Source organism: Actinomadura sp. WAC 06369 (assembly GCF_003947565.1).
Classification (GTDB): domain Bacteria; phylum Actinomycetota; class Actinomycetes; order Streptosporangiales; family Streptosporangiaceae; genus Spirillospora; species Spirillospora rifamycini.
In genome coordinates, this window is sequence record NZ_QHJN01000204.1 from 1 (window position 1) to 12,866 (window position 12,866).

Genomic DNA, 12,866 nt, shown 5'->3' on the forward strand with positions numbered 1-12,866 from the left:
CGTCAGGCGCGGGCAGGGGGGTCGGCGGGGCGGGCGGCCAGGTCGGCGTCCATCCGGTGGAGCAGGTCCACGCTGATGGAGGGGGTCGTCACCGCGAGCCGGTACGGCGAGAGGTGCGCGATCTTCGCCCGGAACCCGTCATGGGCCAGCAGCGGCAGGTGCTTCTCGATCACCGTGCGCCCGTGCGGATCGTCCAGCAGCGCGTCGAGCCTGCTCAGGACGCTCAGTCCCGCGGAGCGGAAGTCCGCGGGGCGGGGCAGCGGAGCCGCCGAGGCCGCCACCTGCGCACGCTGCTCGCGGGCCAGCAGGTGTTCGGGCCCCACGGGCCCGGTCGCGGGCAGGCCCATCCGCTCGAACTGGCCGGCGGGGGCGTCGTTCTCCCGCATCAGCTCCACCATCAGCGCGGCCATCCTGGTCTCGAGCTCGTCGTCGACCAGCGGATCGACCTGGTGCGGATCCTTCTCCAGGTCGAACAGGAGCGTTCCAAAGTGGTACGGATTCCCCCACCCGAGGCTCGGGACGCGCAGGACCGGCGCCTCCTTGGTGAACGGGAACGGCTCGGTCAGGACGGCGCCGCGCAGCTCGCTCGCCGCGAACCGGGCGGCCATGTGCGTCGGCATGAGCGTGAACTCGTCCAGCGGCCGGTTCGTCGGCGTCGCGCAGGCGCGCATGTAGACGTGGCGGCCGTCCGTCACGTTGATGTGGCCGCCGTGGTTGCCGAAGAGTCCCGCCGTGCGGACGGGCCGGTCGGCGGCGATCGTGTCGCGCAGGGGGACGCCCCGCATGTCCGGGGTCCGCTCGACGCCGAAGTAGTCCAGCAGCGTCGGACCGAAGTCGATCGTCTGCACCAGGCTCTCCCTGCGCCGCCCCCGGACTCCGCTGCGCGGATCCCAGATGAACAGCGGCGTGTGGATGTTCTCGTCGTACCAGGGCTGCACGGACTTCCCCCACCATCCGCGCTCGCCGAGGAGAAGCCCGTGGTCGGTGCAGACGATCAGCATGGTGTCGTCCCACAGGTCGTGGGCGTCCATCGCGTCCAGCACCCGCCCCAGCGACATGTCGCACATCGTCAGGAGGGAGAAGTACTCGGCCCGCAGGTGCTCCACGGTCGCCTCGTCCTCGGCGACGCGCCCGTAGGACGGCCAGTCGAAATGCTCGCCGTCGTAGTCGTGCACGTAGTGCGCACGGTGCTCGGGGTAGCTGAAGAAGGGCTCGTGCGGGTCGAAGCATTCGATCTGGAGGAACCAGCGGTCGCTGCCGCGGTTCGTCTCGATGAATTCGAGCCCGGCGTCCACCGTCCGGGTCTGGCTGTGGGAGTCGGCGGTCGGCATGTGCCGCCGGTTGACCCAGTCCTGCCGCCAGTCGCGGGAGCCGGCCCTGCCCAGCTCGCTCCGCGGCAGGTCCGGGTCGGCGACCTGCCCCTTCCACTTGTCGCCTTCCTGCCCCCTGAACAGCTCGTAGGTGTCGAACCTGTTGTGGTAGGTCGCGCCGCCGTCCTCCCAGTAGTGGTAGTGGTCGGTGGCCAGATGGGTGTGGACGCCGGCGGCCGAGAGCATCTCGGGGACCGAGTCGTCGAAGGGTTCGAGCGGCCCCCAGGAACGGTGCAGGAAGTTGTACCTGCCGGTGTGCAGCTCTCGCCGCGCCGGCATGCACGGCATGCTGCCGCCGTAGCAGTTGTCGAAGGTGGCCGACCGCCGCCGGAGCCGCTCGAAGTTGGGCGCGTGGATTCCCCGCGCGCCGTAGGGCGGCAGGAACCGCCGGTTCAGCGTGTCGAACATGAGCATGACGGCCCGCATCGGGACGCTCCTTGTCGCCGGGTTTCGGTGTCGCCGGGTTTCGGTGTGGGTTTCAGGGGGATCGCCGGCGTGCGCGGCGCCGCTCGCGGCGCTCGCGCTGCCGGGCCGGGTCCGCCACCGGGGAGGCCAGCAGCAGGTCCTCGGTGAAGTCGTGCGCGGGTTCGGTCGTCACCTGGCGGCACGTCCCGAACTCCACCACCCGCCCCCGCCGCATCACGGCCACGCGGTGGCTGAGGTGGCGCACGACCGCGATGTCGTGGGAGACGAACAGGTAGGCGACGCCGGTCCGGTGCTGGATGTCGAGGAGCAGCCGCAGGATCCGGTCCTGGGTGGACAGGTCCAGCGCCGACACGGGCTCGTCGCAGATCACGAGTTCGGGGTCCGGGGCGAGGGCCCGCGCGATCGCGACGCGCTGCCGCTGCCCGCCGGAGAACTCGCGGGCGAGCCGGCCCGCCGCGCCGGCGGGGAGGCCGACCCGGTCGAGCAGGTCGTCGACGCGGCGGCGCGCCTCGGCCCTCCGGGCGCCCGCCGCCGCCAGCGGCTCGGTGAGGATGTCCGCCACGCTCATCGCGGGGTTCAGGGAGGTGTAGGGGTCCTGGAAGACCACCTGCATCCGTGCCGCCAGCGCGCGCCGCTCGGCCCTGGCGCATCCCTGGATCTCCCTGCCGTCGAAGCGGACGCGGCCGGACGTGACGGGTGCGAGCCCCAGGACGGCGCGGCCGACCGTGGTCTTGCCCGAGCCCGACTCGCCGACGAGCCCGACGGTCTCCGCCCGGCGCACGTCGAGCGTCACGCGGTCGACGGCGGTGAACGGCGCGGCCCGGCGGCCCCGGCCGCGGTAGCGCACCACCAGGTCCTCGATCTCCAGCAGGCTCATCGTCCGGTGCCTCCACCGCTCGTGTTCGCCGCGCCGGGGCGGCCCGCGCCGCCCCCGTCCCGCCGCGGCGCGGGGACCTCGGTCTCGTAGTCCGGCCGCACGTGGTCCTCGTCGGGGACGGCGGCGAGCAGCGCGCGGGAGTGCTCGTGCTCCGGAGCGCGGAAGAAGGCGTCCACCGGCGCCGTCTCGACCACGCGTCCGGCGCGCATCACGGCGACGTCGTCGCACAGTTCGGCGACGACGCCGAGGTCGTGCGTCACGAGCAGGATCGCCATGCCCAGCTCGTCCCGGAGCCCGCGCAGCAGGTCGAGGATCTCGCTCTGCACCGTCACGTCCAGGGCGGTGGTGGGCTCGTCGGCGACGAGGATCTTCGGCTCGGTCGTGACGGCCCCGGCGATCAGCACGCGCTGGGCCATGCCGCCGGAGATCTGGTGCGGGTAGGACCGCAGCACCCGCTCCGGGTCCGCGATCCCCATCCGCGCGAGCGTCTCGGCGGCGCGGGCGCGCGCGGCGGCCCGTCCCATGCCCCGGGCGCGCAGCGGCTCGACGAGCTGGAAGCCGATCGTGAAGGCCGGGTCCAGGTTGCTCATCGGCTCCTGCGGCACGTACGCGATGGTTTCCCGGACGAGCCGTCCGGCCCTGTCCCGGGGCAGCCCCAGGACGTCCACGCCGTCCACCCGGATCTCGCCCGACAGGAGCCGCGCCCGGCGCGGCAGCAGGTCCAGCAGCGCGAACGCCGTCTGGGTCTTGCCGCAGCCGGACTCGCCGACGAGCCCGAGCGTCCTGCCCGCGCGGAGGCCGAACGAGACGCCCCGCACCACCTCCTTGAAATCACCGGAGGCGTCCGGGTAGCCGACGGCCAGGTTCCGGACGCGGAGCATTTCGCCCGGGGCGGGGGCCTCCGGCTCGGCGGGGACGCCCGGTGCGGCGCGGCGGGTGCCCGGTGAGCGCTTCGGCCCGCCCGTGCGCGACGCGGCGTCCACGCTCTGCAGCGCGTCCCGGACGCCGTTGCCGAGCAGGAAGAACGACAGCACGGTCAGGGTCATCGCCAGGCCGGGCCACACGAACAGCACCCGGTTGGTGTCGAGCGCGTCGAACCCCTCGCCGAGCATCCGGCCCCAGGTGACGGTGGCGGGGTCGCCGAGGCCGAGGAAGTCGAGGCCGGTCTGCACGGTGACGGCGACGCCGGACAGGAACGCGACCATCAGGATCACGGGGGCCCGGACCACGCGCAGGACGTGCCGGGCGATGATGCGCGCGTCCCCGAGCCCGGAGACCCTGGCCGCGTCGATGTACAGCTCGCGCCGGACGGCGTGCACCTGCGCGCGGACGAGCCGGAACACGGCCGGGGCCATCATGCAGCCCAGCGCGGTCATGCTGATCCACATCGAGGTGCCCAGGCCCGCGATGATGGCCATCAGCACCATCAGCGACGGCAGCGACATCGCCAGGCCGGCCAGCCACTCCAGGACCATGTCGGTCCGTCCGGCGTAGTAGCCGGCGACCAACCCCGCGGGCACGCCCAGCCCCACCGCGACGGTGAGCGCGAGCGCGGCGCTCAGCATGGTCGGCTTCGTCGCCGCCACCAGCCGGACCAGCACGTCCCGGCCGCCGTTGTCGGTGCCCAGGAGGTGTCCGGGGGTGCCCGGCGGCGCGTTCAGCAGGTACAGGTTCGCCCGCGTCGTGGCGGACGGGTCCGTCCAGCCGATGACGAACGCGGCCGTGAGCGCGGCGAGCATCAGGGCGAGCAGGACGGCGCCCGCCAGGGCGAGCGGGTTGCGGACGAGCGCGCGCAGGGGCGAGGCCCGCCGGGCCGGTGCGGCGCTCATGCCGCACGCGCCTTCGGGACGAGCCACATCTGGGCGAGGTCGGTGAGCAGGTTGACCAGGATGACCATGCCGCCGGTCAGCAGCACCAGCGCCATGATCACCGGGCGGTCCCCGGAGATCGTCGCGTCCACCGCGAGGGTGCCGATCCCCTGGAGCGCGAAGACCTTCTCGACCATGAACGCGCCGCCGAGCATCGCGACGAACGCCAGCGAGAGCGAGGTCAGCCAGGGCGGCGCCGCGTTGCGGAGCGCGTGCCGCAGGAGCAGCGACCGGGACGGGACGCCGCGGGAGCGGAGCGTGCGGATGTAGTCCGCGTCCAGCACGTCGATCAGCGCGCCGCGCCCCTGGAGCGCGGCTCCGGCGACTCCCCCGAGCGCGACGGCGGTGACCGGCAGCGTCATGGAGACCAGCCAGCCTCCCGGGGAGTCGGTGAACGGCACGTAGCCGAACGCCGGGAAGATCTGGAACTGCACGGCGAAGACCGCGAGCAGCAGCAGCGCGATCAGGTACGCCGGGACCGCGTGGCTGACGAGCGACAGGAGCTGGACGGCGCGGTCGACCCCCGCCCGGCCGGTGGCCGCGAGGACGGCCAGCAGCAGGCTCGCCCCCACCACGACGAGGAAGCTCAGGCCCACCAGGGACATCGTCACCGACAGCCGCCCGCCGAGCCCTTCGGCGACCGGCCGGCCGTCCAGGTAGGACACTCCGAGATCGCCGCGCAGCGTGGCGCGGGCCCAGTCGGCGTACTGCGCCGGCAGCGGCCGGTCGACCCCGAGCTCGTGGTTCATCTCCGCGACGGCGGCGGCCGGCGCGGACGGCCCGAGGATGCTCCGTCCCGGGTCGGAGTCGCCGAGGCCGGTCAGGAAGAACGCCGCCGTCGCGACGGCGCCCCACAGGACGACGGCCGAGCAGCCCCGTTTGATCAGGAGCGCCTTCACCGTTCCTCCCCGGGGCGGGCGGAGCGGTCGATGGACGTCGGCACCACGGGGGTCACCTCGCGGAACGCTGGAAGCGGACCAGGTCGGGCGAGGCGCCCTGGCTCTGCCGTTCGATCCGCAGGCCGGGCACGGACGCCCAGGCTTGGTCCGGCGCCATGATCGGCGCGTACCACGCGTTGGCGACCAGCCAGCGGTTCACCGCCTTGAAGGCCGCGTCCTGGGCCGCCCCGGGGGACGCGTCCCGCGCGGCGCGGATGAGCTCGCTCAGCTCCGGGTCCGTCGTGTGGAAGGGGTTCCAGGTCGCGGAGGGGAGAACGGAGAGCTGGATGTCCTCCCAGGGCGTCTTCGACGCCAGCGACGTGAAGAACATCGGGTACTCGCCGCGCCGCATGGCGGTGAGGAGCCGCTGGGGCGGCACCTTGTCCCACTTCACCTTGATGCCGATCGCGCCGAGCTGCTGGTCGATCGCGGTGTTCAGCGACGGCGTCCCGGCGAACGCGGTCAGGTCGGGCATGGTCACGGAGAAGCCGTCCGGATGGCCCGCCTCCGCCATCAGCTTCTTCGCCTCGGCCACGTCCTTGCGGTACATGTCGTCCAGGGCCGGGTCGTAGGCGCCGGAGCCGCTCGAGAAGATCTGGTCGGTCTTGGTGGTCCCCCCGGGGATGAGGGTGGTGGCGAACAGGTCGCGGTCGAGGGCCAGGTTGATCGCCTGGCGCACCTCCGCCTTGCCCAGCGGCGGCAGCGTCTTCCCCTCGCGATCGGCGAGGATCAGGCCCTTCCAGCCGGTCTTGGACGTCACGACCGACATCCCCTGCGCCTTGACCGATTTGATCTGCGCCGCCATCACCGGCGCTGCGTCGAGCTGGCCCGCTTTCAGGCCATTGAGGACGGTGTTCGGGTCCGAGAGGGTGACGATCTCGAGGCGGTCGAAGGGGAAGTCCTGCTTGCCCCAGTAGGACGAGTTGCGCGTGTAGGCAGCGGTGCCGGCCTGGGCCCCGGCCGCGTCGTAGACGTACGGGCCCGACCCCACGGGTTCCTTCGCGACGGTCCCCGACTCCAGGGACCGCGGCGAGACCATCGCCCCGAGGGGCGAGGCGAGGTTCGACAGCAGCGCCGGGTCCGGCTCGGACAGGTGGAGCACCAGGCGGTCGGGGGCCGCGGCCTCCACCCGTTCGATGGAGGCGGCCATGGCCTTGTTGGGGCCGCCGGTCTTCCGGAAGCGGTCGAGGTTGGTCTTGGCGGCCGCCGCGTCGAACGCTCCGCCGTCGCTGAAGGTCACCCCTCGGCGCAGGTCGAGCGTCAGCTCCGTCTGGTCGTCGTTGTAGCGGAAGGACGTGGCGAGGCCCGGCACGGGCCGCCGTTCGGCGTCGAGCCGGATCAGCGTGTCGTAGACGGCCTGCCAGTAGAGCTGGCCGAAGGCGGTGTCGAGCCGGGCGGGGTCGAAGGACGACGTCGCGATCGGGACGGCGACCGTCAGGGTGCCGTCGCCGTTCCCGCCCGCCGTCGAGGACTGCCGGCAACCGGTCAGCGTCGCCGCGCAGAGGACGGCGGCACCCCCCACGGCGAGGATTCTGAAGTGGCGCAAGGGTTCACTCTCCTTGGCAGATGACGAGCGGGTCCGCCGCCGCGCCCGCGCGGGGGCGGGACGCGGCGACACTCGGACCTGGCGCTTGGTTTTCGGCGTGGGAGCCGTGCGACGCGGACGGTCGCGCGTGCCGGCGGTCGAGCGCCGATCGGCGTCTCGAGAGCGGCCGACGAGTGTGGCCGGTGCGGGTGTGGCCGGGGCGGGTGGCCGGTGGTGAGGGCGGCCGGCGGGCCGCGATCGGAAGGCGGGGCGCCTCAGCGGGGGCGGTCGCCGGTGATGGTGACGCGCTCCATGACCCGGGGGCGCGGGTAGTAGTCGCAGAGCGCGTAGTGCTGGGTGATGCGGTTGTCCCAGAACGCGACGGAGCCGGGCTCCCAGCGGAACCGGACCTGGTACTCGGGGTGCCGGGCCTGGTCGGTGAGGATGTCGAGCAGGTCCGCGCCGTCCGCCTCGCCGACGCCGTCGATGCGGGCGGTGAACACGGAGTTGACGTAGATCAGCTTGCGGCCGGTCTCGGGGATCGTGCGGACGACGGGATGCCGGACGGGCGGGTACGCCCTGCGGGCCTCGGCGAGCTGCTCCCCGGTCATGAGCCTGCCGAAGCTCTGCGTGAAGTCGTGGGTGGCGGTGAGCCCGTCGATCGCGGTCCGCACGTCGTCGGGAAGGCCGTCGTAGGCGGCGGCCATGTCGGCCCACATGGTGTCGCCGCCGATGTCGGGCACCTCCACCGCGCGCAGGATCGACCCGAACGGCGGGGTGCCGGTGAAGGAGGCGTCGCTGTGCCAGATGTTCTCCACGCCCGGCGCGTCGGCGTCGTGCGCGAGGCGCACGACCTCGGGGCGGCCGGCCTTGGGCAGGAACGGGTGGATCTGCGGCTCGCCCCAGTGCCGCGCGAACGCCGCGTGCCGGTCCGCGGTCAGGTCCTGATCGCGGAAGAACAGGACCTTGTACTCCAGCAGCGCGCGGCGGAGCTCGGCGAGCACGGCGTCGTCCAGGGGGCGGGACAGGTCGATGCCGGGGATCTCCGCGCCGATCGTCGCACCGCACGGGACGGGCGCCAGCCGCGTGTACGGCTCGCCCGTGCCGCCGGTGGAGAGCTCGCGGGCCGCCACGGCGGGCCGCGGGCCCCGGCGCAGGTCGGCTCCGGCCGTTCTGACCGCTGCGAAATCGATGGTGGTGTCGGGGCTGGTCATGCTGGTCGCCTCCTGGCGAGCGAAGGGTGCCCCGCGTGAACCGCCGTCCGGCGTGGCGGGGCCGCGGTGTCTCAGGCGAAGGGCCGGCCGGCCTGGGCGTAGGCCGCCGCGGAGCGGTAGATGTTGGTCGCCATCAGCCCGGGCTCGCCGGCGGCGCGGAGGGTGTAGAGCCGGGCCACCTCGGCGCGGACGCGTTCGTCCCCGGGGGCGGCTTCCAGCGCGTAGTCCGCCAGGTGGCAGGCCAGCGGCAGGTCGTCCCCGGCGAGCGACACCGCGCGCGCGAGGAGCGCGCGGGCGCCGCCGGCGAGGTCGGCGACCTGGGCCGCGACGTCGCGGCGGGTCGCGGGCTTGAGTTCGCTGGGGCGTCCGCTCCACCACCCCCCGTAGTAGCGGATGACGTTGCGGACGATGAACTCCGCCTCGTCGTAGACCGGCTGCAGCCACGGCGACTCCGAGTGCGGCAGGTCGACCCCGCGGACCACGTCGACGTGCGGCGGCGAGCCGTCCTCCAGCGCCTCCACCGTGCGTTCGACGATCTGCTCGAGCAGCCCGGCGGTCTCGAGCAGGATCCGGCGGACGAGCGCGGCGTCGTCGACGACCGGACCGCCGTGCCCGGGGCACAGCGAGCGGGCGCCGGTGTCGGCCATCGCGCGCAGCCCCCGCGCCCAGTCCCACGGATAGCGCTGGGCCTTCTGCGGGTTCCCGGCGTTGGGCACGCCCCAGATCATCAGGTCCCCGGTGCACAGCACGCCGCGGTCGGGGCAGAACACCCAGGTGTGGTCGTCGGTTTCGCCTCGGCAGGCATGGAGCTCGAACCGCACCCCGCCGACCGAGATCTCCATCTCGTCCTGGTAGTAGAGGTTGGGGGGATGCTCGGGGGCTCCGAAGCGGAGCTCGTCGGTGCGGAAGTTCGGATCGTCGGGACGGCCGCCGAACTGGCGGCTGTTGACGACCGCGTTGTGCGCGGGGGTGCGCTCGTAGCGGGCGAAGCGCTCGGCCATCGCGGCCTGCCCGATGATGCGCGGGAGCGGCTGGTCCGCGTGCAGGAACGCCCCGAGGCCGAAGGCGTGGTCGACGTGGCCGTGGGTGTAGACGGCGGTGTGCACGGGGAGGTCGCTGCGGTCCCGGATCCGCTCGGCCATGTCGGGGGCGAACAGCCGGGTCCCGGTGTCGACGAGGACCAGCCCCTCGTCGGTGGCGAACGCGGTGACCCCCGATCCGACGGAGGCGAACCAGGTGCCGTCGGCGACCCGGACGGGCCCGCCGGTCCAGAAGAACTTGGCCTCGCTCGGATCCCGGTCGCCCGGCTCCATCCACTGCCGGCTCGGGTTCAGCCGGGCGTGATCGTGCCGTTCCGCGGTCGAAACGGCACTCGGTTGAACAGCACCGGCCTGCTCGTCGCTCATCGGCGACCCTCCTTGACCTGGACCACAACGATTGTCACAAATCGCGATCGGCAATTACTGTGAGTAATTGACCGTGGGCGTGCGCGAGCCGGCCATGTACCGGCGCCGCCCGCTCCTTTTACTAAGGTCTTTCCTGGACGGCGAAAAAGTGCGAGATGCCCCGAACCGCTTATCCGGGGTGCGTCGACGACGGCGCCGTCAGCAGCCCGGTCGCGGCATCGATGACGGCGGCCGTGAACTCCTCGGGGTCGCCGGCCTCCCCGTCCTGGTGGCGCTGCTCGAGATCGGCGAGGCCCGAGAGGATGAGCTCGCTGACCCAGCGCACCCGTAGCCGCGCGTGCGCGGCGGGAAGGTGCGACATCCGGTCGGCGAGCAGCCGGCCGGCGGCCACGGCCTCCTCCAGGCCCCCGGCCTCGGGAAGCGCGTGCGCCCGCCGCCCCAGGTGCTCGAACAACCGGTCCAGGAAGCGGACGTAGTGGCTGTCCGGCCGGACGGCCTGCTCGGCCAGCGGGCGGATCAGCGCCTCGACCACCGAGCGGGTGTCGCTGTCGGCGCCGAGGGGCTTGAGCAGTTCGCGGCGCCGGACGTCGATCACGTCCAGCCGGTGCCGGAAAATCGCCTTGATCAGCGATTCCCGGTCACCGAAATGGTATTGCGCGGCGCCGACATTGCGCTGCTCGGCGGCGACACTGATCTGCCGTAGCGAGGTGGCGTCGATCCCCTGCGTTGCGAACAGCCGTTCCGCGGTGAGCAAGATTAACGTTCGCGTCGTCATGAACTCACTTTAAAACAGGTGTATCAAAGCGTCAAGAGTCGTCGCGGGGCGGGCGTCTAGTTTTCGGCGCGCGGGAGCAGAACGCGGAAAGTGCAGCCCTCGCCCGGCGCGGTTTCCAGCTCCAGGCGGCCGCCGTGCGCGCCGACCAGGGCGTCCGCGATGGCCAGGCCGAGTCCGGAGCCGCCGCCGGCGGTACGGCTGCGGGAGCCGTCGACGCGGTAGAAGCGGTCGAAGACGCGGCGGCGCTGCTCCGCGGTCAGCCCCGGGCCCCGGTCGGCGACCTCCAGGACGGCGTGGCCGCCCCGGGTGCCGACGCCGATGCGGATCGCCGCGTCGGCGGGGGTGTGGGTGACGGCGTTGCCCACCAGGTTGGCGACGACCTGGCGCAACCGGGCCTCGTCGGCCAGCGCGGGCGCGCTGCCCGGCCGGCCTCCGCCCGGGCCGGTCAGGGTGACCGCGCGTTCGGCGTCCAGGGCGCGGACGTCGCGCAGCGCGTCCGCGGCGAGGGTGCGCAGGTCCATCGGAGCCGGCACGAGGCGGAAGGCCGGCGGCGAACCGGGCGGTCCCGCCGCCTGGTCCACCCGGTCCAGCAGGAGCATGTCCTCCACGAGCTTCGTGAGGCGGGTGGACTCCGCGGCGATCCGGTTCATCGTCTCGTCGACGTCGCGGCGCGCCGGCAGCGCCCCCAGCCGGTACAGGTCGGTGTACCCCTTGATCCCGGCCAGGGGGGTGCGCAGCTCGTGACCGGCGTCGGCGAAGAAGCGCCGCATCCGCGCCTCGGCCTCCGCGCGTCCCTGGAAGGCCGTGTCGATCTGGGCGAGCATCTGGTTCAGGCTCGCGGTCAGCCGGCCGACCTCGGTGCGCGGGCCGGCCAGCTCGGGCACCCGGCGCGACAGGTCGCCCGCGGCGATCGCGGCCGCGGTCTCCTCGATGCGGGTGAGGGGCCGCAGCCCGGAGCGCACCGCGACCCATCCGGCCAGCGTGAGCACGGCCAGCAGCACCGTGCCCGCGGTGAGCGAGATGGTCCGGGTTCTGGCGACGGTCCGGTCCACCTCGTCCAAGGACATCGCGACGATGACGCCGCCGGGCGCGCCGCCCGCCGCCGCCGCACCGCCCGCCGCAGCGCCGCCAGCCTCCGCCGCACCGCCCGCCGCCGGCCCGCCACCGGCCGTCCCGCCGGGCCGGGCCAGCGCGACGACGCGCCAGTCGTGGTCCCCGTAGCGGGCGGGGACGGTGAACGGACGTCCGGACCGGGCCATGACGGCGGCCGTGTCGAGCCGCGGCAGTTCGGGCCCGCCGCCCGGCGGCGTCGAGCCGGTGTCGATGGCGCGGCGCACCGAGCCGTCGGCCGCGACGTAGACGATGAGCGTGTCGCCGAGCACGCTGAGCGTCCGCCTCCCCTGCGGTTCGCCGGAGGCGGACGGCTCGGGCGCGCGGGCGGCGATCTGTCCCGTCACCGTGAGCCGCTCGTCCACGCGCTCCTGGAGGTAGGCGCGCAGCGCGGTGCCGACGACCGCGCCCGCGACGAGCAGTCCCACGGCGACGAGCCCGGCCGCCAGGCACAGCAGCCGGGTGCGCAGGGACAGCCGCCGCAGCGGGCGCCCGAGGCGGGGCCGCCTCACCGCCGCGGCCCGCGCAGGATGTACCCCACGCCGCGGACGGTGTGGATCAGCTTGGGCGACCCCGTGTCGATCTTGCGGCGCAGGTAGCTGATGTAGGTGTCGACGATGCTCGGGTCGCCGTCGAAATCGTGGTCCCACACGCTCAGCAGGATCTGGCTCTTGGGCATGGTCCGTCCGGCGTTGGCCATCAGGAAGTGCAGCAGCCGGAACTCGGTCGGTGAGAGGTGCACGGTGCTCCCGGCGCGGGCGACGTGATGGGTCTCGGGCTCCAGCTCCAGATCGCCGACCCGGAACCGGGCGGGCGGCTCCCCCCGGGTGCGGCGCAGGACGGCGTGGATCCGCGCGATCAGCTCCTCCAGGTCGAAGGGCTTGGTGACGTAGTCGTCGCCGCCGAGCCGCAGACCGTGGATGCGGTCCCGGTGGTCCTCGCGGGCGCTCACGAACAGCACCGACACCGGGCCTGACCCGTCCTCCCGCCACGGCCGCGCCTCGGCCCGCAGCCGGCGGATCACTTCGAATCCGTCCATGTCGGGCAGCATGACGTCCAGCAGGATCAGGTCCGGAGGGCGGCGGCCGACCAGCTCGAGCGCCTCCCGGCCGGTCCGGGCCGCGTCCACGTCGAAGCCCGCGTGGCGCAGCGCCGTCCGCAGCAGCTCGCGGACCGTCGGCTCGTCGTCCACGACGAGCAGGTGGTCCTTGCGTGCCGCCTGGCCGGACGCGCCGGTCGGTGCCGTCATCGTGTGCCGCCTTACCGAGTGGAGTTCTGATGCGTGCGTGCCGGGCCCGGCACGCACGCATCAGAACTCCACTCGGTAAGGCGGCACACGATGACGGCACCGACCGGC

General features: G+C 73.4%; 10 protein-coding genes. All 10 read right to left on the bottom strand.

The window, feature by feature from the left end:
- Positions 1-2: 2 nt before the first annotated feature.
- Positions 3-1,796: a sulfatase gene (locus DMH08_RS34760; protein WP_125620324.1), complete on the bottom strand. Its 1,794-nt coding sequence runs from the start codon at positions 1,794-1,796 to the stop codon at positions 3-5.
- Between the two features lie 52 nt (positions 1,797-1,848).
- Positions 1,849-2,673, bottom strand: coding sequence for an ABC transporter ATP-binding protein (locus tag DMH08_RS34765; protein ID WP_125620325.1), 825 nt, complete (start codon positions 2,671-2,673; stop codon positions 1,849-1,851).
- Positions 2,670-4,502 (bottom strand): dipeptide/oligopeptide/nickel ABC transporter permease/ATP-binding protein, encoded by a 1,833-nt coding sequence (locus DMH08_RS34770; protein ID WP_125620327.1) that lies wholly within the window; start codon positions 4,500-4,502, stop codon positions 2,670-2,672. The genes DMH08_RS34765 and DMH08_RS34770 overlap by 4 nt, the downstream gene beginning before the upstream one ends.
- Positions 4,499-5,440: an ABC transporter permease gene (locus tag DMH08_RS34775; protein ID WP_125620329.1), complete on the bottom strand. Its 942-nt coding sequence runs from the start codon at positions 5,438-5,440 to the stop codon at positions 4,499-4,501. The genes DMH08_RS34770 and DMH08_RS34775 overlap by 4 nt, the downstream gene beginning before the upstream one ends.
- A 52-nt stretch (positions 5,441-5,492) precedes the next feature.
- A complete protein-coding gene (locus DMH08_RS34780) occupies positions 5,493-7,025 on the bottom strand; it encodes an ABC transporter substrate-binding protein (protein ID WP_158642444.1) in 1,533 nt (510 codons plus the stop codon).
- Between the two features lie 254 nt (positions 7,026-7,279).
- The gene (locus DMH08_RS34785) at positions 7,280-8,218 is read right to left on the bottom strand and encodes a TauD/TfdA dioxygenase family protein (RefSeq protein ID WP_125620333.1); all 939 of its coding nucleotides are present in this window, start codon (positions 8,216-8,218) and stop codon (positions 7,280-7,282) included.
- A 71-nt stretch (positions 8,219-8,289) separates the two neighbouring features.
- Positions 8,290-9,624 (bottom strand): alkyl sulfatase dimerization domain-containing protein, encoded by a 1,335-nt coding sequence (locus tag DMH08_RS34790; protein ID WP_125620335.1) that lies wholly within the window; start codon positions 9,622-9,624, stop codon positions 8,290-8,292.
- A gap of 169 nt (positions 9,625-9,793) precedes the next feature.
- Positions 9,794-10,399 carry a TetR/AcrR family transcriptional regulator gene (locus DMH08_RS34795; RefSeq protein ID WP_125620337.1) on the bottom strand — a complete coding sequence of 202 codons (606 nt, stop codon included), beginning with the start codon at positions 10,397-10,399 and terminating at the stop codon, positions 9,794-9,796.
- Between the two features lie 56 nt (positions 10,400-10,455).
- Positions 10,456-12,021, bottom strand: a complete 1,566-nt coding sequence (locus DMH08_RS34800; RefSeq protein ID WP_199748148.1) for a sensor histidine kinase — start codon at positions 12,019-12,021, stop codon at positions 10,456-10,458.
- Positions 12,018-12,758 (bottom strand): response regulator transcription factor, encoded by a 741-nt coding sequence (locus DMH08_RS34805; RefSeq protein WP_125620339.1) that lies wholly within the window; start codon positions 12,756-12,758, stop codon positions 12,018-12,020. The genes DMH08_RS34800 and DMH08_RS34805 overlap by 4 nt, the downstream gene beginning before the upstream one ends.
- Positions 12,759-12,866 lie beyond the last annotated feature (108 nt).

Excerpts from the sequence above, each read along its gene's own strand:
- DMH08_RS34760 (WP_125620324.1), bottom strand. The coding sequence starts at position 1,796 with ATGCGGGCCGTCATGCTCATGTTCGACACGCTGAACCGGCGGTTCCTG.
- DMH08_RS34765 (WP_125620325.1), bottom strand. The coding sequence starts at position 2,673 with ATGAGCCTGCTGGAGATCGAGGACCTGGTGGTGCGCTACCGCGGCCGG.
- DMH08_RS34770 (WP_125620327.1), bottom strand. The coding sequence starts at position 4,502 with ATGAGCGCCGCACCGGCCCGGCGGGCCTCGCCCCTGCGCGCGCTCGTC.
- DMH08_RS34785 (WP_125620333.1), bottom strand. The coding sequence starts at position 8,218 with ATGACCAGCCCCGACACCACCATCGATTTCGCAGCGGTCAGAACGGCC.
- DMH08_RS34790 (WP_125620335.1), bottom strand. The coding sequence starts at position 9,624 with ATGAGCGACGAGCAGGCCGGTGCTGTTCAACCGAGTGCCGTTTCGACC.
- DMH08_RS34795 (WP_125620337.1), bottom strand. The coding sequence starts at position 10,399 with ATGACGACGCGAACGTTAATCTTGCTCACCGCGGAACGGCTGTTCGCA.
- DMH08_RS34805 (WP_125620339.1), bottom strand. The coding sequence starts at position 12,758 with ATGACGGCACCGACCGGCGCGTCCGGCCAGGCGGCACGCAAGGACCAC.